This is a genomic window from Altericista sp. CCNU0014, assembly GCF_044923475.1.
GTDB lineage: Bacteria > Cyanobacteriota > Cyanobacteriia > Thermosynechococcales > Thermosynechococcaceae > JAAURS01.
On record NZ_CP137338.1, the window covers coordinates 4766095 to 4787164 of the forward strand.

15 protein-coding genes are annotated in these 21070 nt (G+C 51.9%); 7 read left to right on the forward strand and 8 right to left on the reverse strand.

All coding sequences use genetic code 11. The features are described 5' to 3' along the window. Nucleotides 1-29: 29 nt before the first annotated feature. Nucleotides 30-659, reverse strand: coding sequence for an SAM-dependent methyltransferase (locus tag R6H26_RS22735; protein WP_404785788.1), 630 nt, complete (start codon nt 657-659; stop codon nt 30-32). A 541-nt stretch (nt 660-1200) separates the two neighbouring features. On the opposite strand from R6H26_RS22735, the gene R6H26_RS22740 reads away from it, so the two are divergent. The 3 genes from R6H26_RS22740 (at nt 1201) to R6H26_RS22750 (ending at nt 4507) form a co-directional block, all read left to right on the forward strand. Further along, nucleotides 1201-1857 (forward strand): exopolysaccharide biosynthesis protein, encoded by a 657-nt coding sequence (locus R6H26_RS22740; RefSeq protein WP_404785790.1) that lies wholly within the window; start codon nt 1201-1203, stop codon nt 1855-1857. 232 nt (nt 1858-2089) lie between these two features. Further along, nucleotides 2090-3124: a polysaccharide pyruvyl transferase CsaB gene (gene csaB / locus R6H26_RS22745; protein WP_404785791.1), complete on the forward strand. Its 1035-nt coding sequence runs from the start codon at nt 2090-2092 to the stop codon at nt 3122-3124. A gap of 126 nt (nt 3125-3250) precedes the next feature. Beyond that, the gene (locus R6H26_RS22750) at nt 3251-4507 is read left to right on the forward strand and encodes an RNA-guided endonuclease InsQ/TnpB family protein (protein WP_404785793.1); all 1257 of its coding nucleotides are present in this window, start codon (nt 3251-3253) and stop codon (nt 4505-4507) included. A gap of 121 nt (nt 4508-4628) precedes the next feature. On the opposite strand, the gene R6H26_RS22755 is transcribed toward R6H26_RS22750, so the two are convergent. The 3 genes from R6H26_RS22755 to R6H26_RS22765 all read right to left on the reverse strand — a co-directional run bounded on the left by R6H26_RS22755 (nt 4629) and on the right by R6H26_RS22765 (nt 9937). After that, entirely contained in the window at nt 4629-5033 is a 405-nt protein-coding gene (locus tag R6H26_RS22755) for a PIN domain-containing protein (RefSeq protein WP_404785794.1), read from the reverse strand. A gap of 9 nt (nt 5034-5042) precedes the next feature. Further along, complete coding sequence (locus R6H26_RS22760) at nt 5043-5279, reverse strand: hypothetical protein (RefSeq protein ID WP_404785796.1); 237 nt, start codon at nt 5277-5279, stop codon at nt 5043-5045. A 932-nt stretch (nt 5280-6211) separates the two neighbouring features. Beyond that, nucleotides 6212-9937: a hydantoinase B/oxoprolinase family protein gene (locus R6H26_RS22765; RefSeq protein WP_404785798.1), complete on the reverse strand. Its 3726-nt coding sequence runs from the start codon at nt 9935-9937 to the stop codon at nt 6212-6214. 135 nt (nt 9938-10072) lie between these two features. On the opposite strand from R6H26_RS22765, the gene R6H26_RS22770 reads away from it, so the two are divergent. Genes R6H26_RS22770 through R6H26_RS22780 form a run of 3 tightly spaced genes read left to right on the forward strand, consistent with a single transcriptional unit; the run spans nt 10073 to nt 12289 of the window. Next, nucleotides 10073-10471 carry a DUF3119 family protein gene (locus R6H26_RS22770; RefSeq protein WP_404785799.1) on the forward strand — a complete coding sequence of 133 codons (399 nt, stop codon included), beginning with the start codon at nt 10073-10075 and terminating at the stop codon, nt 10469-10471. Nucleotides 10472-10520: 49 nt separating this feature from the next. Further along, on the forward strand, nt 10521-11549 hold the full coding sequence (locus R6H26_RS22775; protein ID WP_404785801.1) for a DUF3086 domain-containing protein: 1029 nt from the start codon (nt 10521-10523) through the stop codon (nt 11547-11549). Next, nucleotides 11546-12289 carry a DUF2834 domain-containing protein gene (locus tag R6H26_RS22780; RefSeq protein WP_404785802.1) on the forward strand — a complete coding sequence of 248 codons (744 nt, stop codon included), beginning with the start codon at nt 11546-11548 and terminating at the stop codon, nt 12287-12289. Before R6H26_RS22775 ends, R6H26_RS22780 begins: the two co-directional genes overlap by 4 nt. Before the next feature lie 103 nt (nt 12290-12392). Here the strand turns inward: R6H26_RS22780 and R6H26_RS22785 are convergent, their stop codons facing one another. The 4 genes from R6H26_RS22785 to R6H26_RS22800 all read right to left on the reverse strand — a co-directional run bounded on the left by R6H26_RS22785 (nt 12393) and on the right by R6H26_RS22800 (nt 18229). Further along, entirely contained in the window at nt 12393-12530 is a 138-nt protein-coding gene (locus R6H26_RS22785) for a DUF29 family protein (RefSeq protein ID WP_404785804.1), read from the reverse strand. 33 nt (nt 12531-12563) lie between these two features. Then, nucleotides 12564-13751 (reverse strand): thiolase family protein, encoded by a 1188-nt coding sequence (locus R6H26_RS22790; RefSeq protein ID WP_404785805.1) that lies wholly within the window; start codon nt 13749-13751, stop codon nt 12564-12566. A gap of 11 nt (nt 13752-13762) precedes the next feature. Beyond that, nucleotides 13763-16090, reverse strand: a complete 2328-nt coding sequence (locus tag R6H26_RS22795; RefSeq protein WP_404785806.1) for a 3-hydroxyacyl-CoA dehydrogenase NAD-binding domain-containing protein — start codon at nt 16088-16090, stop codon at nt 13763-13765. A gap of 63 nt (nt 16091-16153) precedes the next feature. Next, a complete protein-coding gene (locus R6H26_RS22800) occupies nt 16154-18229 on the reverse strand; it encodes an AMP-dependent synthetase/ligase (protein ID WP_404785808.1) in 2076 nt (691 codons plus the stop codon). A 1062-nt stretch (nt 18230-19291) separates the two neighbouring features. Here R6H26_RS22800 and R6H26_RS22805 point away from each other — a divergent pair. Further along, nucleotides 19292-21049 (forward strand): pentapeptide repeat-containing protein, encoded by a 1758-nt coding sequence (locus R6H26_RS22805; protein ID WP_404785810.1) that lies wholly within the window; start codon nt 19292-19294, stop codon nt 21047-21049. Nucleotides 21050-21070: the final 21 nt, after the last annotated feature.

Here is a 21070-nt window from a genome sequence, read left to right on the forward strand (position 1 = left end):
CAATAGATGAGGGCATGACAAACGGAAAATTACTGTTTTAGGTTCGCAGGTACGTTTTCTGGCACGGTCCAGTAATAAATCGTGCTTCCCGCCACTCGCTCCACTCGGTCCGGTTTCCAATCGCCCATATCAAAGGCATGGGAAACAATACGAGTGCCGGGTCTGAGCTCGCTCAATAGCTTGGGCCGCAGGCGCAGATTCACGCTAGACAATAGGTAAAGCGTGACCACAGAAGCGCCGCGCAGGTCTGTCTCAAATAAATCCTGCTGGCGAAACTCAACCCGATCGGTCACGTTCGCTTTTCGAGCGTTTTCATTGGCCTCGCGGATGCGCTCGGGATTGATATCGACGCCGACCGCTCGTTTTGCATTGTATTGTCGAACGGCTGCAATTGGAATTCGACCATCCCCACTGCCCAAGTCATAGACCACATCGTTGCGATTGACATTCGCAATTTGCAACATTCGATCGACCACTGCCCGTGGAGTGGGTACGTAGGGTACGTCAGGTACGCGCGCTGGAGCTTGCGTTTGAGTTTGCGCCGTTATTGAATTGGTTTGAGCGTCTGCTCGAAAATCGCGTTGTCGAGCGTAACCTACTCCTAAGCTTGCAAGCCCCAATCCAACTGCTAATCCGGCAAGTAAGCGTTTTACGTGCATATTTCTGACTCCCGATTGAGAACAATATTGAAACTCGTCAATGCAACCCAGCGTGCAGTTGTTTTAATCCATCAGTCGATCGCTCCTTACTCAATATTTCGACTTGCAGAATCGCGGGCGAATATAAAATAAGAGGGCCAACAAGAATGAATTCTTGCAAAACTAAATGCGCGTACGATCGGGTGAATTCCGATAGATGAAAGTAAATCTAAAGATTTAACGGTTGCGTTTTTATTGCGTTCAATACTTTACGCTGCGCATAATCAAGATAAAGATTTTCATATCAATAAAAATCCTACTTCAGTAGGATTTCAAACTCATTCCGAAGCATTAGGGTATCTGGCAGATCGTTCTGGATGGACTTGTGCAGCTCCTACATCAATAGTTTGGCTATCCTGCCATTGCCCAAATGTATATTTCAGTTGATGAGTATTACGCGTAGCAAGCATTACATTGTTTTTGTGCTAGTTCCAGCCAACTTTAAGTATGGATCGATTCGCGATTTCCGATCGCAGAACCGCTCGATCGAAGGGATCGAAAAATGACAAGATCGATAAAAGAATATTCTCAAACAAATGCTTTGCGTCAGTTGTACGCTTCTGAGATGCTACAGAATTTGTTGCAGCAGCATCCTGGCAGAACCATTCGCTTGGGAGAGTTAGTCCGCAGCTTGGGAAACCGCGCTTTTGGCCCGACCTTATTGATTTGTGCCTTGCCGGAAGCTTTGCCGATACCCATTGCGGGCGTATCGGCAGTGATTGGTATACCATTGATCGTATTTTCAGCCCAATTGTTGCTGGGCTTTTCATCCCCGTGGCTCCCCCCGTGGCTGGCAAATCGTACTTTTAAGCGCAAAGATCTCGAAAAAATTATCGAGCAGGTTCTGCGGTATCTGAAACGGTTCGAGCGGGTTATTCGTCCGCGTTGGCAGTTCGCCACCACTCCTCTGGTCGAGCGATTCCTAGGCTTGCTGTTTCTCGTTCTCGCGATCGCCATCACTTTGCCCATTCCCTTTGGGAACATGCTGCCTGCAATCGCGATCGCGACTATCAGCCTGGGGTTAATCGAAGCGGATGGCGTCCTCGTTGTTGTAGGGGCGATCGCAGCCTTAGTTATTCTTGTCGTGATGGCAGGCGCAATTGCTGCCCTTGTTTCATGGGCAGTTACTTTTTTCTCTAAGCATATCCGCATTGGTTGAAATACCTGATGGGTTTGCACTGGATTTCAGCAACTTCTAGAAGATTGTTTTGAATGAGCTTTGACGGTTGGCGTTCGTCCTGAGGGCTGCCGTCATCTAGCGTAAATTAGACTAGAGGCGGCTTCAGCAGAACGATACGTTCGAACACTCTCGGCGACGGACATGCTCGATCGCAGCTGATATCGCGGCGGTTCGCTGTATAGTGCAGTCAGGTTTTACGATAGAGAACACTATGCGGGCAGTTCTGTGCGGGTATTACGGCTACGGGAATGGCGGCGACGAGGCGCTGTTGGCGACACTGCTTCAGTTTTTGCCAAAGCATATTTCGCCCGTGGTGCTGTCCGGGAACCCTGCCCAGACCCAAGCCCTTCACGGCGTTGCTACCTGCGATCGCAACAATCTCCTCGCCGTCTTTAACCTCTTGCGCAGCTCTCAGGTCTTTATTTGGGGTGGCGGCAGCCTCATTCAAGACAGTACGAGTGCCCTCAGCCCCTGGTACTATTGCGGCCTCATGTTAACGGCTCGATTGCTGGGCTTAAAGACGATCGCCTGGGCACAGGGTATTGGTCCCCTGCACCGCGCTCAAACCCAGTGGATTGCCAAGCAAGCCTTCAAAAGCTGTACCGCCATCAGCGTTCGAGACCCTGGCTCGATGGCGTGGGTCGATCGCTGGCACTGTAAAGCGATCGCCGCCCCCGACCCCGTCTGGGCGCTAGATACCGTTTCTACGCCCGAACGAGAGGCGCTCCCGACCACGCGCATCGCAGTCGTGCTGCGATCGCACCCCCTTCTCACCCCAGACCGTCTGGACAATATTGCTCGGGCGCTTGAGATCCTGCACGAACAGACCCGAGCCTCGATCGTGCTAGTACCGTTTCAACACAGTCAAGATCTGGCGATCGCCCAGACATTACACGCCCAACTGACTGAAATAAGTCATATCGTGCAACTGACCGATCCGCGACAGCTAAAGGGAGTATTCCAGGGGGCGGACATGGCGATCGCCATGCGACTGCACGGCCTCATCATGGCAGCAGCAGAGGGCTGCCGATGTTTTGGGATTAGCTACGATCCCAAAGTCCAACGACTCATCGAAGAAATTAACTGTCCGGGCTGGGATCTCGCAAACTTCCCAGAAGATGTATCGGCAATGGCGCGAGAATGGATTCAGCTTTATCGCTCAACCCCAACCCTATCTCAGGAGAAGTGCCAGACATTGACCCAGCAGGCCAGACAACACCAACAAGTATTAGAAACTCTATCGTAAACTTCGCAGTACTCCAACCATAGCTGAAAGCTTGGTTGGGGGTGTAGCGGAGCGTATTTTGAGCGGCTCAATGTCGCGACAAAATAAAATCTACATGAAATATGTTAGCATGTAGACATGCTAAACATGACTTGGAAATTTAAGCTAGAGCCGACTGCTGAGCAGGTTTCAGAGATTGAACACACCTTAACAGTGTGCCGCAAAGTCTGGAATTTTGCCCTGCGGGAACGCAAGGACTGGCTGAGTTCTCGTAAGTCTCCCATCAATGCTTGCTCAATCCATCAGGAGTACATTCTTGCTCCTGATGAGCCATTCCCTAACTACCACGTTCAGGCAAAACGCCTAACTGTAGCAAAGGAATTAAGTCCAGAACTTAAGACGGTTAATGCTCAGATGCTTCAACAAGTTTTAAGAAGCTTGGACAGAGCATTTGAGGAGATGAAGTCTAAAGGTCGTGGATTTCCACGGTTCAAGAATCAGATCCGTTCTCGGTCATTTGTATTTCCTCAGATGCTTCAAAACTGCATCAACTCAGAAGGAATCAAATTACCTCAACTTGGGTTAGTCAAGGTTCGATGGTCGCGCCAAATCCCTGAACTTTTTCAGGTCAAGCAAGCCCGGATCGTCAGAAAGGCGTCTGGGTATTTTGTCATGTTGAGTTTGCAAGCTAACCTTGATATTCCGGCAACGATGCAACAGGGGCATCCAGTCGGGATTGATGTGGGCTTGGAGTATTTTCTTTCAACGTCTGATGGTGAGCAGGTCAAGCGTCCCCGCTTTTTTAACGAGCAACAGCGCAAGCTGAAATTGCTGCAACGTCGCCTCAAGAAGAAGCAAACAGGGTCTGCAAATCGACAAAAGCTCAACCGGAAGATTGCAAGGCAGCATCAACACATTGGCGATACTCGCAAGGACTGGCATTTTAAGCTGGCTCATCATTTGTGTGATGGAGCTGGCATGATTTTTGTGGAAGATTTGGATTTCCGCATTATGGCTAAAGGGATGCTGGGCAAGCACACCTTAGATGCAGGGTTAGGTCAGTTTAATAACCAGATCTTGCCTTGGGTTTGCTTCAAGCGAGATGTCTTTTATGGCAAAGTTGATGCTTATGGCACCAGTCAGGAATGTCCTGATTGTGGAGCCAGAGTCAAAAAGGATTTGAGTGTTCGCCTCAGTCAATGTCTAGAGTGTGGGTCAACCAAGCCGAGAGATGTTGCAGCAGCACAAGTGATATGTACCCGTGGGCAACGGGGAATCGAAAATGCCTGTGGAGTTGATGCGGCGGGGACTGGGGTCACTCAGTCTAGTTGGCAAGCGCTGAAGCAGGAAATCTTTGGGGCGACCCAAGGAATCTCCAATCATACCGTCAGGTTGCTTGGATGAGGATGTCAACGAAATAGTCAGTACGATCGGCACGATACGATCGAAAGATATCAACGTCCTATTTTGTCGCCCGTTCTACGCGAAGGCTTCTACGGCTGGAATTCTATTTTTCTGAGGCAACTTAAATCGGCCAATTTTCCAAACTCAAGCCAGGCATTTCCTCAAATTCACTCGTATTTGCAGTGACGAGCGTTAGGTCGAGGGCCAATGCATGCGCTGCAATCAGCAAATCGTTCGGTCCGATTGGGGTTTCTGCCCGCTCCAAATGGGTCCGAATCACAGCATAGTAGCGATCGACGGGTGGTTCCAAGGCAAGCACCGGGAGAACTTCCAGGATTTGCTCCAGTTGCTGGATCAGACGGGCAGAACCGCTTTTGACAGCTTCAAATCGCAGTTCGGACGACACGATAATGCTAGTGCAAACCCGGTCTTCTCCAACGGTAGCGATACGCTGAAAAATCGCTCCTTGAGGATGCCGAACCAGATCTGACAAGACGCTAGTGTCCAGCAGGAATTTATACGCCATCGAATCCACCTAAAGCACAATTTCATCGAGGGGAAGCAGTCCCTCATCTATGTCAGCAAAATTATCTGTAATGTCTTCTAACGTAGTCAGAAGGGAAAGAAGGGAACCGGGAGGAATTGAATCAACGATCAATCGGTTTCCTTCTTTGCGCAATAAAACCTTTGTTCCCGACAGAGCAAATTCATGGGGGATGGTTAGAACTTGCGTTTTATTCGGAAATAAGGAAGCGGGGTGCGAGTTTGGCATAGAGCATCTCCTGTTTTAATCACTCCAGAAAGTGCGTACAAACCTATAGCGATCGGAACTCACTTATAGATCGGACAATGAAACGAAACATCCACCTAAATAGGGGGATGGGACTTTCTAATATTCATAACCCATGCAGGATGAATGTATGTATATATTGAGACGTATTCATGATATTTACTCACTAAATTATTGAAATATTTATTTACCTGAAACAGTTTTAACCTTTTGAAGCTGTATAGACACTAAAGAGATGAGAATGCCGGATCGGTGCCGATCCGCAAACGCCAAACCGAGCGGAAGTTCTAAAAAATACCGACGAACGTATCTGCGATAAAACCAGATGCATGCGCCGTGTTATGTCGGTAACTCTGAATGTCGATCCCCGGACAAACTAGAGTGCGAGCCGTACCGATCGAGTCATGTGCTCAGCTTTGGCTCGTTCGCCCGCAACCGCTCAACGCCTGCCAAGAGATGTCCGATGCGAGCTAAAAAGCCGCACGCCAGAACGATCAAAGCGCTGCGATCCCATTGCGAGCGATCGCGACCGCCGAGCGAAAAGTTCTGCCACTCCGTTAGGTTATATATTTATGCTGTCGCAGAAGCACCCCGAGCGCAGACCTCTGCCCCTGTCATATTTTTTATTTCATTCAACAGGTGTGAAGTGCCGATTGCTATTTTTGAATTGACACGCGCCAGCCTTTGCGCTCGTTGTCTTCGCTAAGATACGAGTTGCTCCGCAGAGGCTGCGACCTTCTGTATTGCGTCGATTTTGCATATCTTTCTCCAGCATGGCGATACTAAGAATGCTTATATTGACTAAACAAAATTAGCTAAGGCGATCGCCCCCACCAAAGCACAGACCTATGTGGAGTATTATAGCCATGGCGAGAAGTTTTGAGCTGCTTTCTAGCCCGATGCTCGTGAATTCATCAAATTGCACCTCCGCCATCACAGTCTGGTAACGGTTGCCCGAAGCCTCCACCTCCTGGCGTTTCAATCGCAAATATATCGCCGGGCTGCATCTGGACTTCGGCTCTGCCGTCCAGCAGTTCGGTGTCGCCATTGCGGCGTTTTACAACGTTTCGGCCCACAGCACCCGCTTCTCCCCCCGCCAAGCCAAACGGGGGAACAATCCGATGTCCAGACAGAATCGCTGCTGTCATGGCTTCGCGAAACTGAATTTGGCGGACTACGCCATTGCCGCCTCTATGGCGTCCGTTGCCACCGCTATTGGCTCGGATCGCAAACGAGTTAACCAGAACGGGAAACCGCCATTCCAAGACTTCTGGATCCGTAAGGCGCGAATTTGTCATGTGGGTCTGTACGGCATCGGTTCCGTCAAAGGTGGCTCCAGCCCCAGAACCGCCGCATATGGTTTCGTAATATTGATATCGATCGTTGCCAAAGGTGAAATTATTCATCGTGCCTTGGGAGGCAGCCATCACCCCAAGGGCACCGTATAGCGCGTTGGCGATCGCCTGAGAGGTTTCCACGTTCCCTGCCACAACCGCAGCGGGATAGTTCGGATTCAGCAGGCAACCCGGCGGCACGACGATCTCGAGCGGCTTGAGACAGCCCGCATTCAAGGGGATATCCGCGTCGAGTAAGGTCCGGAAAACGTAGAGGACGACCGCTTTGCAAATGGCGAGCGGCGCGTTTAGGTTCGTGGATTGCTGGGGCGACGTGCCCGTAAAATCAATGCGAGCAGAGCGATCGCCCGTATGAATTGAAATCTCGACGCGGATCTGGCTGCCATCGTCTAACGGGTAGGTAAACTGACAATCTTTCAAAACCGCAATGACGCGTCGCACGGATTCTTCAGCGTTGTCCTGGACGTGCTGCATGTAGGCTTGCACCGTCTCCAAGCCATAACGATCGATCGTTTGGAGGAGTTCTTTGACTCCGCGTTCGTTGGCGGCAATTTGGGCTTGCAGGTCAGCAATATTTTGCTGGGGATTGCGCGCCGGATAAGGACCGGATGCGAGCAATTGCAGTAATTCCAATTCCCGAAACTGGCCTCGATCTACGAGGTGAAAATTATCGACGAGCATCCCCTCTTGCTCGATGGAGGTGCTGTGGGGCGGCATGGAACCCGGCGTAATCCCCCCAATGTCGGCATGATGGCCGCGCGATGCGACGTAGAACAGCGGACGAACGCGATCGCTGGGCGAGAAAACGGGGGTAATCGCCGTAATATCCGGCAAATGCGTTCCGCCATCGTACGGATTGTTCGAGATGTAGACATCGCCAGGTTTCAAAGTATTGCCTCGGGCGCGAATCAAACTCAGAACGCTTTCGCCCATAGAACCGAGATGGACGGGGATGTGAGGCGCGTTGGCGACCAACTGTCCGCGTCGGTCGAAGATCGCGCAGGAGAAATCGAGCCGCTCTTTAATGTTGACGGAGTAGCTGGTGTTTTGGAGCGTAACCCCCATTTCTTCGGCAATTGCCCCGAGTAGGTTATTAAAGATCTCTAGTAAAACGGGATCGGGTTTGGCCCGAACAGCAGATCGCGCGGGAGCTGCTTGCCGATCTGGCATTCGGGTTAAAACGAGATCGTCGCGATCCGTTATTTCTGCAACCCACCCCGGTTCGATCGCATTGGTGCCCGTCGGCTCGACGATCAGTGCCGCTCCCGCAATGCGATCGCCCACCCTCAAATCGCGGCGATGGTAAACAGGTGCATCGTGCCAGCAACCCTTGGTGTAGAGGGGTACGGTTGCGGCGGCTTCCAAGGGGGTCGTTCTTGGGGATGCGAGCGGCGCTGAGGTCGCACCAGCGGCGGTCGGCACGTCCGCCTGCCCGACGACTTCTACAGAGACGGCCTCCACGATGAGGGCTTTGTGCTCCATGACAAAGCCATAGCGCTGTCGGTAGGCGCGCTCGAACTGCGATCGCATCGTCTCCAGCGCGTCCATTGCCACAATCAGGGCCGAATCGGTGCCTTCGTAGCGCAAATGGACCCTCAGCAGCATTTGAATTCGAGCGGCGGCGACACCTTGCGCCACCAGTTCGGCTCGCCCGTTCTGGGTTAGCGCGTCGAACGCCTGCTCTAGTTGCGGCAAGGTTGCGGCAATCAAGGGCGCTTCGATGGCCCGTTCTTCGATCGATCGCAAATCTGCCAGCCCGATGCCATAGGCGGATAGAACGCCCGCATAGGGGTGCAGGAAAATCCGAGTCATTCCTAAGGCTTCTGCGATCGCGCAGGCATGCTGGCCTCCAGCGCCGCCAAAGCAGCACAGCGTATATTGCGTGACATCGTAGCCGCGCTGAATGGAAATTTTTTTGATGGCGTTGGCCATTTTGTCGATGGCGATCGCTAAAAACCCTTCTGCCACTTCTTCTGGAGCGCGAAAGTCGTCAGTGTCTTCGCCAATCCGCACGGCCAGCGCTGCAAATTTTTGCCGCACGATGGCCGGATCCAGCGACAGGTTTCCTGCCGATCCAAACACCGCAGGGAAGAACTCGGCTTGCAGTTTGCCGACTAAGACATTGCAATCCGTTACCGTGAGAGGGCCGTCCTGACGGTAGCAAGCCGGACCGGGAAAAGCCCCCGCCGACTCGGGGCCGACTCGGTAGCGGGAACCGTCGAAGGCTAGGATCGAGCCGCCGCCTGCCGCGACGGTATGGATGGACATCATCGGCGCTCGCAAGCGGACGCCAGCTACTTCGGTTTCAAACGTGCGTTCGTACTCGCCGTTGAAGTGGGAAACATCGGTGGAAGTCCCGCCCATATCAAAGCCGATAATTTTATCGAATCCGGCCATGGCACTGGTCTTCGCCGCTCCGACAATGCCGCCTGCCGGGCCGGATAAAATGCTGTCTTTACCTTGAAATTGGCGGGCGTCGGTCAGTCCGCCGTTGGACTGCATGAACATCAGCTTGCAGGCGGGGGATGACTCTAAGGGCGGTGACAGTTGAGCGGCGACGCGATCCACGTAGCGGCGCAAGATCGGAGAGAGGTAAGCGTCTACAACGGTGGTATCGCCTCGACCGATCAGCTTCATCAGGGGGCTGACTTGGTGCGATGTCGAAACTTGAGTAAATCCCATCTCGCGTGCCAGCGCCGCCACTTGCCGCTCGCGATCGGGATAGCGGTAGCCGTGCAGAAAGACGATCGCGCAGGACCGAATGCCTGCTTCGTAAGCCGCTCGCAAGTCTGCAATCAGCGCGTCGCTCACCCTAAGCGGGACGAGTTCTTCCCCGCGAGCGCTGTAGCGTTCTTCCACTTCGATGACTTGCTCGTACAGGGGTTCGGGCAGGACGATCTGACGGGCAAAAATGTTGGGACGATTTTGGTACCCGATTTTTAGCGCGTCGCGAAACCCTTTGGTAATCAACAACAGCGTGCGATCGCCCTTGCGCTCTAGCAATGCATTGGTGGCGACGGTCGTGCCCATCTTCACCATCGCGATTTGCTCTGCCGGAATCGGGGTGCCGCTAGGGATGCCCATCACGTCTCGAATCCCCTGAATCGGCGCGTCGGGATAGCGATCGGGGTTTTCGGACAAGAGCTTGTGGACGACGATTTCGCCGTTAGGGCGTCGGGCCACGACATCGGTGAAGGTGCCGCCGCGATCGATCCAAAATTGCCAGCGCGGGGTCGGCTCGGAATAGGTCAAGCGCTGTTCCTGCTCGGGGTCGAAGTCTGCCATTGCTAGTTCTAAAGTGTTTATCCCGTGAGATTGCGATCGTTAGAAACTGCGATCGCCGCTGATTCAATTCAGCCCCAAAGCAGCTTCAGAGATTCAGCCCTTTACAATAGAGCTAGTGCGTTCTGAGCAAACCCTATGACCTTCACGCCTGCTGTCGCAACGACCGAAACCGTCGTACTCGAACCGAGCTTTCGGCTGCCGTTGGGATTGGCGATCGCCTCCCTCCCCCTCGCGTTCCTCTCCCTTTGGGCTGCTATCCCGATCTTCGCGTTTGCTATTTTTTTAGGCGTGCAAGCTGCTACCCTGCGGTTGCATTTTACCAGCACGGCCCTAGAAATCTATCGCGGTCAGACCCAAATCCGCACCTTTCCCTATGCAGACTGGTATCATTGGGAGATTTATTGGCCCGCAGTCCCCATTTTGTTTTACTTTCGCGAAGTCAACAGCATCCACTTTTTACCCGTGCTGTTCGACCCAGCCACCTTGGCCCAATGCCTCGGCGATCGCTGCCCCCGCAAAGCAGAACAAAACTAGCCGCCAGCCATTCCCTTTCACTTGAACACTGCCAGACCCCAAAGCATTCATGGAATCGTCGAGTTTACCCCCTTTATCGCCAGACCCTGAAGCCCTCCGGCAGGAGGTTTTGCAGCTCAAGCTGGAAAAAGGCCAGCTTTTAGAGCAGCAGCTCCAGCAAACCAAAACTAAGATCGACCAGCTTTTTCAAGAAGACATCCAGCAGCTTGAAGAACGTAAAAAAGCGCTGCAAATTTCAGTGGAGCAGCTAGAGCGCCGCCAAGAGCGCATCCAAGCCGAAATGCGCTCCACCTTTGCCGGAGCGTCTCAGGAAGTGGCCATTCGAGTGCAGGGGTTTAAGGAATACCTCGTCGCAAGCCTTCAAGACGTGGCTGCGGCTGCCGAACAACTGCAACTCATGCCCCCAGCCGCAACGCCTGCTCCGGCTCAGGTCAGTGCCGAAGCGAAACCAACCCAAAAACGAACGCCAGAGCCAACCCCATCGGGACGCAGTACCCCTGCTTCCACTCAACCGCAGTTTGCCACCCAAAGCTTTCAAGAAGAAACGCGGGCCATTCGACGGCTCCTAGAGCAGTACCGCACCACTCCCAACTATTACGGCCCGCCCTGGCAGCTCCGCCGGACCTTCGAGCCAGTCCATGCCGATCGCGTGGCGAAATGGTTCTTTAGCCTGGGCGGTCGCGGAGCCGTCCGCAGCTTGGGGACGAGGTTGCAAAATATTTTGGTGGCCTCCGCTGCGATCTCGATCTTGAACGAACTCTATGGCGATCGCCTCCACGCGCTGATTCTGGCCAACGCGCCAGAGCGGCTTGGAGACTGGCGGCGCGGGCTTCAAGATTGTCTGGGGGTGGAACGCGCAGATTTTGGCCCCGATCAGGGCATTGCTCTCTTTGAATCGCCCGATTCTTTGGCGCAAAAAGCAGATCGATTGATTAAAGATGACGCCATCCCGCTGATTTTGCTGGATGATTCGGAAGAGACCGTCAGCTTATCGGTATTGCAGTTTCCGCTGTGGCTGGCCTTCGTTCCCGAACCGCAATTGCGCCGCGAACGACAACAAAACGACTGGTTTGAATGACCGATCGCGATGGAAATCGATCTCCGCGCCGCGATCGCATCGCTATTATTTTTTACCGTAGCTCCTGTCCGATGGTTTCTAAAGTTTTACTCGGTTTGCTCTGGCTGGGCTTTGTCGGCTACGCTTTTTTCCTAGCGCCGCCGGATCGGCCAGAAACATGGACGCTGATTCAACACCTCTCGACGGGCCAATGGAATGGGATCGATGCCTGGGTTATCGCGCTGTTTAACGTCATGGGCATTTGGCCGCTGCTGTACTTCGGCATGCTCTTTGCCGATGGCGACGGTCAAAAGGTCCGAGCTTGGCCCTTTGCGATCGCTGCAATGGCCGTCGGTGCATTTTCAATTCTGCCCTACCTCGCCCTCAGAACGCCTCACTCTGACTGGTCTGGCCAAAAAACTTGGGGGTTGCGAATTTGGGATGCGCGCTGGATTGGGGCGATCGCCCTTTGCGGTTCGGCGGCCTGCCTTTGGTTTGGATTGACTCAAGGAAACTGGTCGGACTTTACGAGGCAGTGGTACACCAGCCGCTTCATCCACGTCATGAGCTTGGACTTCCTCATGCTGAGCGTCTTGTTCCCCACCCTCCTGGCAGACGATATGTCCCGTCGCGGTATGGATCCGACAGGGCCGCTGCGGTTTATCGCAGTGGTGCCGCTGCTAGGTCCTTGTATTTATTTGATGGCGCGATCGCCCCTTCCTGACGGACGGCAACTCCCAGCATCCGCATCTCCATCCTAACCTCCGAGAGACTCCCGCCACAGCAAAGCTTGGCGGTGAGGGGGATGCTTCGACAGGCTCAGCAACAAGGAGCGATGAATAAACAGACTCGATGTCTGATTATTCATCCCTCAATCTCCTCAATCAGACTGTCAAGATCGATTTCATCAAACTGTCGCCGCTTGAGCTTGAGTGCAGTGTCGTCTAACCAGGCGACGAGATCGCGGGCGTACAGCGTTTTCTGAATTTGGGCTTGTGTCACGCCAATTGCTCCTGATAAGGTGCTGAGCTTATTTTAAAGCATTAAATTTTCAAACACGCCAGCCGCGCCCATCCCGCCGCCTACACACATTGTGACTAAGCCATAGCGAATGTCGCGCCGCTGCATTTCATGCAGAAGCGTTGCGGTAAGTTTTGCGCCGCTACAGCCCAAGGGATGACCCAAGGCGATCGCCCCACCATTTACATTCACAATGTCTTCATTCAGACCTAGCTTGCGAATCACCGCCAAAGATTGCGCCGCAAAAGCTTCGTTCAGTTCGATTAGGCCGATATCGTTCAGCGTCAACCCCACTTGCGCGAGCACTTTAGGAATTGCAGTGACAGGCCCAATTCCCATCAGTTCTGGCGCAACGCCCGTGACGGCATAACCCAGCAAGCGGCCCATTGGCTTTAACCCCAGTTCGCGGATTTTGCGATCGCTCATCACAATCGCTGCCGCTGCCCCATCAGACATTTGGGAGGAATTGCCTGCCGTTACGCTCCCGCCTAAGCGAAAGACGGCTGGAAGTTTAGCCAAAGCTTCCAAACTGGTGTCGGCTCGCGGCCCTTCATCCGTGCGGAATTCGGTTTCAACGGTTTGAGTTTTGCCCATCTCATACAGGGTTTCGCGCGCGGTCAGGGGAATAATTTCTGACTCGAAGCGTCCCGCCTGAATGGCCGCTAACGCCCGTTGGTGCGATCGCAATGCAAATGCATCCTGATCCTCGCGGGAAATATGGTACTCCCGCGCCACATTCTCCGCCGTCAAGCCCATGCTGAGATAGACCTGAGGTGATTCGGCCAAGAGATCTGGGTTGGGCAGTAGAACGTGGCCGCCCATCGGGATTAAGCTCATCGATTCCGCACCGCCTGCCACTATCAGATCGGCATGACCCGCCAGGATCGCCTGGGTTGCCATGGCGATCGTTTGGAGTCCAGAGGAACAGAAGCGATTCACCGTAACCCCTGGAACAGAATTGGGTAAGCCTGCGCGTTGGGCAATGACGCGACCCATGTTAAACCCCTGTTCTGCTTCGGGAAAGGAACAGCCAAAGATGAGGTCGTCAATTTGAGCTGGATCTAAGTTAGGGATAGGGGCGATCGCACCTTTCACTACCGCTGCCCCCATGTCGTCAGGGCGCATGTTGTGCAGAGTCCCCCGTGGCGCTTTTCCAACTGCAGTTCGGACACTGCTGACAATATAGGCATCTTGCGATTTCATAGATAACCTCTCTAATTCCGCAGGGGTTTCTTTGTTTTGAGCATATGGGCAATTCGCTCTTGAGTCTTTGCAAGACTTAGTAAGGGGATAAAGTTTTCTCTCTCTAGTTCGAGCAAGTAGTTTTCGTGGACGAAAGCTGGAGCAGTCAGATCTCCACCCGTCATGACGTAAGCGAGACGATTGGCAAGGTAGCGATCGTGTTCGCTGGCGTATCCGCTTTGCTCGAAAGTATATGCCCCCAGATCTAGCAGGGCGCGGGCCGGACGACCCAACACTTGAATTGCATTCAGTTCTGGTGGTGGAACGTAGTCAGACTCTGCTAAATGCAGCACCATGGATTTAGCAACGGCTAGGCGGCGATCGCCATTCATCAAAATCTGCGTCGTGGGTGGCAAAAATCCCAAGGCTTGCCCTTCATAGGCACTACTGGAAACCTTTGCCGTTGCGATCGTTTCAAAGGCTGCTTTCAGGAACGGCTGTACGTGACTGGGGTTTTCAGATGCGGCTCGTTCTGCCACCCGTGACGTCATTCGCATAATGCCGCCCGCTCCTGGAATGAGACCCACAGAAACTTCCACTAGCCCAATATAGGTTTCCGCTGCTGCCACTACATTAGGGCAAGCCATCACCAACTCGCAGCCGCCCCCCAACGCCCGTCCCTGCACCGCAGCAACAATCGGTTTCGGGAAGTAGTAAATGCGCTGGAGGAGCGTTTGAAACGTAACGATGAGATTCGCAATTCCATCCAGACTTCCAGATTGGGCCATCATCCCCATTTCTGCTAGGTTAGCGCCGCCCGAAAAGTGAGCGCTACTATTGCCAATGACAAGTCCTTTTAGATTATTGATTTCTAGAAGATCCAGGACTTCAGACAAACCTTTGACGACATTCAGGCTCAGCGTATTCCCCTTGGAGCGGAACTCATACAGCCCAACCCCATCGCCGATATCCAGCAGTGCCGCTTCGGAATTTTGCCAGAGAATATGGGTTGCATCGGCCCCGATCGCCTTTAGATCGATGTCAGAGTTCGGTGTGGATTTCACCAAGGAATCGCGAGTTCTTTCAAATATCTCCTTTCCTTCTCCAGTTCCTTTCAACGCTTCTACCCAAGCCGGTACGACCAGCCCCGCTGTTTTCATATCTGCCAGCACCGTCTCAAACCCGAGCGCGTCCCAAGTTTCAAACGGTCCTAATTCCCAACCAAACCCCCACCGCATGGCGCGATCCAGATCGGAAGGTCGATCGGTAATTTCAGGAATGCGGTTGGCGCTGTAGCTGAGGGTCTCTAGGATGAAGCTGCGGAACAAGGTTCCCGCTCGTCCAGTGTCGTGGTAGAGGGCGCGGAGGCGATCGCTCAGCTTTGGCATCCGAGCGATCGTTTCCAGTCCTGGCAAATTCATCGGCTGGGGCAGCTCGTAATCCAGCGTGGCAGGATTCAGCGACAGAATTTGAGACTTTTGCTTTTTGTAAAACCCTTGTCCCGTCTTTGCCCCCAGCGTTCCAGTTTCGACGAGCTTCCGCAGGAGTTCCGGCACCTCAAATACCTCGCGGCGCTCGTCGTCCGTGATGGCTGGATAAAGGTTCTGGACCACGTACGTCAAGGTATCCAGTCCCACCAGATCGGCAGTGCGGAACGTGGCGGACTTAGGACGACCGACGAGCGGCCCCGTCAACGTATCGATTTCTTCGATGGTGTAGCCCTTGTCGGTCAGAGCGCGCAATCCCAGGAGGGTTACGTACGTTCCAATCCGATTGGCAATGAAGTTGGGCGTATCTTTGGCAACGACGACTCCCTTCCCTAGATGAAGTTCTCCAAAATTCTGCATCCGTTCTAGAACTTGCGGAGCGGTATCGACGGTAGGGATGAGTTCCAGTAATTTGAGGTAGCGCGGCGGGTTAAAGAAGTGGGTACCTAAAAAGCGCTTGCGGAAGGATTCAGATCGCCCCTCAACGATCGCGTGAATCGGCAATCCACTCGTGTTGGTCGAAATCACTGCATCGGCGCGGGCGATCGATTCCAGCCGACCCATTAATTGCTGCTTAATAGCCAGATTTTCGACAACGACTTCGACGATCCAATCCACATCGGCAAGGCGATCGAGGTGCTCCTCAAAGTTGCCGAGGGTGACGCGGCGAGCGGTTTTTTCCGTAAAGAAAATCGGCGGCGATTGTTTCAGACCTTTCTTGAATGCTGACTCTACAATCGCGTTCTTATTCTCAGCGGTAGCGGCAATATCGAGCAGGTGAACCGTCAACCCTGCATTGGCGAGGTGAGCGGCAATTTGGGTGCCCATCACGCCTGCACCCAGGACAGCGGCGGTTCGGAATGGTTTTAGCATAGGTCGCACCTTACAAAGCAATTAGGCCAAAGCAATTAGGCCAAAGCAGTTAGGCCAAAGCAGTTAAGTCGTGAAACGAGGGTTGAGGGAGCGTGCAAAGGCCGGGCAAGCATCCTCTTCTAAAGATGGCGGCGCAGAAGGCAGTGGGGATTCCGGCTGCTCCGATGAACTGGAATGGCTGCCGTATAGCGCATCGATTTCTGACGCAAACCGCTCCAAAATCGCCGCGCGCTGAAGCTGGCCGATGGGCGCGAGCGACCCCTTCTCGACCGCCAGCGCGGTCGGAATGAGCCGGAATTGCTTGACGGCAGACCAGTAGGGCAAATGGCAGTTGGCGGCTTCGACAATGGCCTGATAGCGCTTCAAAATCCATGGGTGGTGCAGAAGATCCTCTGCCGCCAGCGCTAAGCCCAGCCGTTGAGCTTCCTGGCGCAGCATCTGCCAGTTCGGAAACAATAAGACTCCGCAGAACTTCCGATCCGCTCCCACCACCACAGCTTGAGCGACTAAAGGCGATCGCCGCAGCCGTTGCTCGATGGGCAGGGGGGCAATGTATTTTCCGGTTGCCAGTTTAAACAGATCTTTTTTGAGACCTGTGACTTTCAAGCACCCCCCCGTCGTAAAGACGCCCAAATCGCCCGTATGCATCCAACCCTGCGGATCGAACGAGCTGCGAGTGAGTTCGGGATTTTTGTAATAGCCAGGCGAGATCGACGGTCCTCGCACCATAATTTCGCCATCTGGGGCGATCTTCACTTCAGCCCCCGCAATCGGCTTGCCCACGGTGCCCGCGTAGTTCGCTCGCTCGCGGTTGACGCAGACCACCGCGCTGGTTTGGGTCAGCCCGTACCCTTGCAAAATGCGGATGCCTGCGGCGGCAAACAAGTTTGCAATCTTGCCATCCAGCGCCGCACCGCCGCTGAGGAGGTATCTCAAGCGTCCTCCAAACAGCGATCGCCACCTTGCAAAAATCAGCGGGTCTAACAACTTTAGAAGACAAGCATCCCAAAGCGAGGGCGTTCGCCCCAGTTCGTAACGTTGGGCCAGCTGCACGCCCAAATGCTGAAGCCAGCGCTGCAACCAAAAGCGCGAGGGTTTGCGGGCCGCTTCTAAGAGCTTGCTGTAGACCTTCTCTAGCAGCAACGGCACCGTCGTCAAAATGGTAGGACTGACCTCTTGGAGGTGCTTCAGAACGCGATGGGGCGTGGTGAAATAAATGCTGTGGCCGTAAGCCATGTGGCCGTAGAGGAGCGATCGCGCTAGGACGTGATTCAAGGGCAAAAACGAAAGGACCACCTCTTTAGAACCGCGCTTGAGACTGGGTAGGCTGCTGAAGGCAGAGAGCGCGTTGTGCGAGAGGTTCTCGTGGGTGAGCATTACGGCTTGGAGCTGACCTGCCGCGTCGGGAATGTAGATGAGGGTTGCCAGATCTTGGGGACGAATGCCGTCCCGCAATTGCTGGAACTGTCCTTCCCAACGGTGGCTTCGGCCTTGGCGCTGCACGCTTTCTAAGGACCATACTTGTATTCCTGCCGTGCAGTAGGGCCAAGATTGTTCGGATTCCCTGAGGCGAACCTCTGAGAGGGACAGACAAGCCGAAGGTGGAGGGACGAGCGTCAAATTTTGCGGCGCTTCGGGAGGCGCTTGCAAGTGCTGCTGCCCCCACTGAGCAGGCACCTGCGCCACAATGACATGCTGAAGTTGAGAGGCTCGACCTAAATAAGCCGAGACTTGGTTCAGCAGATCTAAATTGGAAACGATCAAAACCTTCGCCTCTGAATGCTGAAGCGTCGCAATGATATTCTCTATAGTCTGCGTGAGATCGATTGGGACATTGACCAGCCCCGCTAGCAGACTTCCCATGTCGGCGATGCAGAACTGCACGTCGCTGTGCATCAGCAGGGCAACGCGATCGCCCCGATCCAGCCCCAAGTGCAATAGCCCCAAGGCCAAATCTTCTGCCGAACTGCGAGCAAAGCGATTTGAAAAGGTTTGCCAGCCTAAGGTAGTCCATTGATGGAAGGCATCGGGATTGGGGGTGCGATCGCATCCCTCATCCAACAAGTCGGGGAGAGTCCGCCTTAGAAAACTCGGTTCGACAGACTCAGAAGTGCGACGAAACTTCTTCAGCCATAACATGCTTCCCTAGAAGAACTTGCGTTCTTCTCCTCATCTATGAATATTCGAATTCTAAATAGACTATTTGGATTCATCTAACCGAAGCATGGCAAAACGAATCGAAAAATTAAAATACTCGAACGAGAAAACACAATTCTGCGAACGTTATTCCTGCATCTCGCTAATGGTGAAATACTAACGCTTCATTAGGCACAGAAATCTTAATTAATTTGGATGTTTAAACTTCGAATGCGGCGACGCGTTCGGATCGTTATCGAAATCGTTCATTTCCCTAAAACTCCTTCCAGCTAGGGACGATCCTAGTCTAGCGAATAAAATAATAGACTGTTTGGTTTATATATTTTCGTTAACTTGAAAGTTAAGCTTAGAGCGCTCGTTCGGCGTCGCAATCGCGAGTGTAAGTTTGACGAAGATGGAGGTGATTGCTACACTCAAATACTTAGAGGCAAATCTATCTTTGCAACCAAAGCACTTAAAGGAAGACCTACGCGCTTCGACGATAGCCCCTTCTCTCCGCATCACGAGTCAGTGCAATAAGAATCATAAATGAGAATCGCCAGAAGGGCTACAGGACATCTATTCTGAGGATTATGGAAACAAAAGACCAGGATCTTCTCGCACCGATCGATGCACCTGGGTTTGACCCAGAGGAAAGAGTTGCGCGCTTTGGGCTTGAAACATATTTTAGAAAAAAACGTCACCTTAAACCGAGCCAGTCAGAATCAGAGACAGTTTGGGTAAAATTTAACAATCTAAGCCACTCGCGCCGAGAAAACACGCTTGGTCTTGCCGTTATGCAGTGGTTTCCCCGGAAGGTATGCCTGACTTGCAAGCAGGATCGTGCAGCTTATCGGGGTTGTCGTAGGGGATCGCTAACCCTTGAAGATCTGTACCCAATTCGACGTGTCGTTGAGGCCGTGTTTGGATCGGCGATCGCCGATCCGCTCCAACCCGATAGAATGACCCACTTCAAGGGGGGTAGGGCTTAGAATTTGACTGCGCTCAATAAGCCTTGTTTCTTACTGTGACTCATGACGATTAGGTTTAGGAAGTTCAAAAAAAATGAACGAATCTTCCCATAGCTGGGTGGCTATTCTCATCTTATACAATGAATCTGATGCAAAGAGAAATCAAAAAGAATCTGAGCCATATATCTTGTCTAAGAAAGAAGCGACTTATATTGGCCGCTCTCCAGACTGTCATTTTATTTTAAGTCCTGAATATTCGACTGTATCTCGATATCATGCAAAATTTGAGCTGGTCAAACAAGATGGTGAGGTAGTTTGGCAGGTTCAAGATTTAGGAACACCCAATGGCACTTTTGTTAACAATCAAAGAATTAAAGACTTTAAATACCTCAAATCCGGAGATTGCATAACACTTGGAAAAACCAATGGAGCAAATTTTCGATTTGAATGGAAATTCATAGAAGTTGAAGAGTTAAATGATGTTTTCAGAAAAAAGCGTTTGTATAATGAAACCGTGATTCCAGATGCACAAGAACTTGAAAGCTTGAATGAAGGCAAAACACAATTCTTCGATCAAAATGCACCTCAAGAAAAATTTCAAGATCGACAGGAAGATAATATCTATGCCGAGCTAAAACAAGTCGGATCTGAAATCAAACAAAATATAACTGACTCGAAATTAAATGTGGAGCACAATAATGATGCCAAGATTTTCACTAAAAGATGGCCTTATTTAATGCTGGCATTGTTGACTTTTTTAGCGCTATCTTTTTTGATTTACAGAAATCAAGACATATTTAGCACTAAGGAAGATCGAGATGAAGGGCTTAGAGCTTATATTGAAAATATATCTAGACTTTTACTGAACAATAAATTAAGCAGCCTCAACCCTTACGATCCAGATGCCCGCAAAGCTAGAGACTCTGCAAACGGGCAAACGCTGATTGAGTTGAAGAATTTAGATGGACAAGAGAAAGGCACACTCCTAAGATTTCTCCACGGCACAAACCTGATTAAGATTCAACCTCAGAAATTAACTAAGGAATGGTTTTCAAATACTTATACGAATTCTAATAAAAGCAAACTTCAAATATCAAATCTAGATTTGAGTCGCAAAGAATTATTTTATTTGAGGCTCAATCGGACTGAAAAACTCAAAGCATCGGCTCTCCCGTTCTTTTTGATGAATCAAACTGAATTCAATAGAAAATACAATAAAAAAACAGAGAAATGTGACTTCGATCGAGTCGATCGGGATATTTTGGTATGTGCCTTAGTGCTTCCATTTAAGGTACAGGCTTACGAAAAACCCATTGTTACCCCCATTCAGTTAAGTGGGTCCGATCTTACAGGTGTAGTTTTAAAGGATGCACCTTTAGAAGATATTAATCTTGAAGGTGCATATGTTTCATTTAAAGAATGCAAGCAAAATCTATCGGGAAATTTTGTTGAAGATAACTTTTATCGAAGGCCGATCGATTGGTTGTCCAGATATAAGTGCAGGGCAGATTTTAGTGGCGCTGGGTTGCAAGGTGCGCGATTATTTCAGTCTGTGTTGATGGGTGCAAATTTAAGCAATGCAAAACTAGATGATGCTGACCTTCGACAAGCCGACCTTCGCTGGGTAAATCTGACCGGTGCGACCCTGACCGGTGCGACCCTGACCGGTGCTTGTTACATTAAAGAAGAGTGGAAAAAGAATTTTCCTAAAACGGGCTCTAACGGACAACCCTTTAACCCAGATGCAGAAGGAATGATAGCAATAGCTATTCGTCAATCCAATATTCACGACCCTCTGAATTTTCAAGAATGCAAAAATTTTTCAGCCACTCAACCCGATCCCTCTCGTTAGAGGTGCTGCGAGCGATCGAGT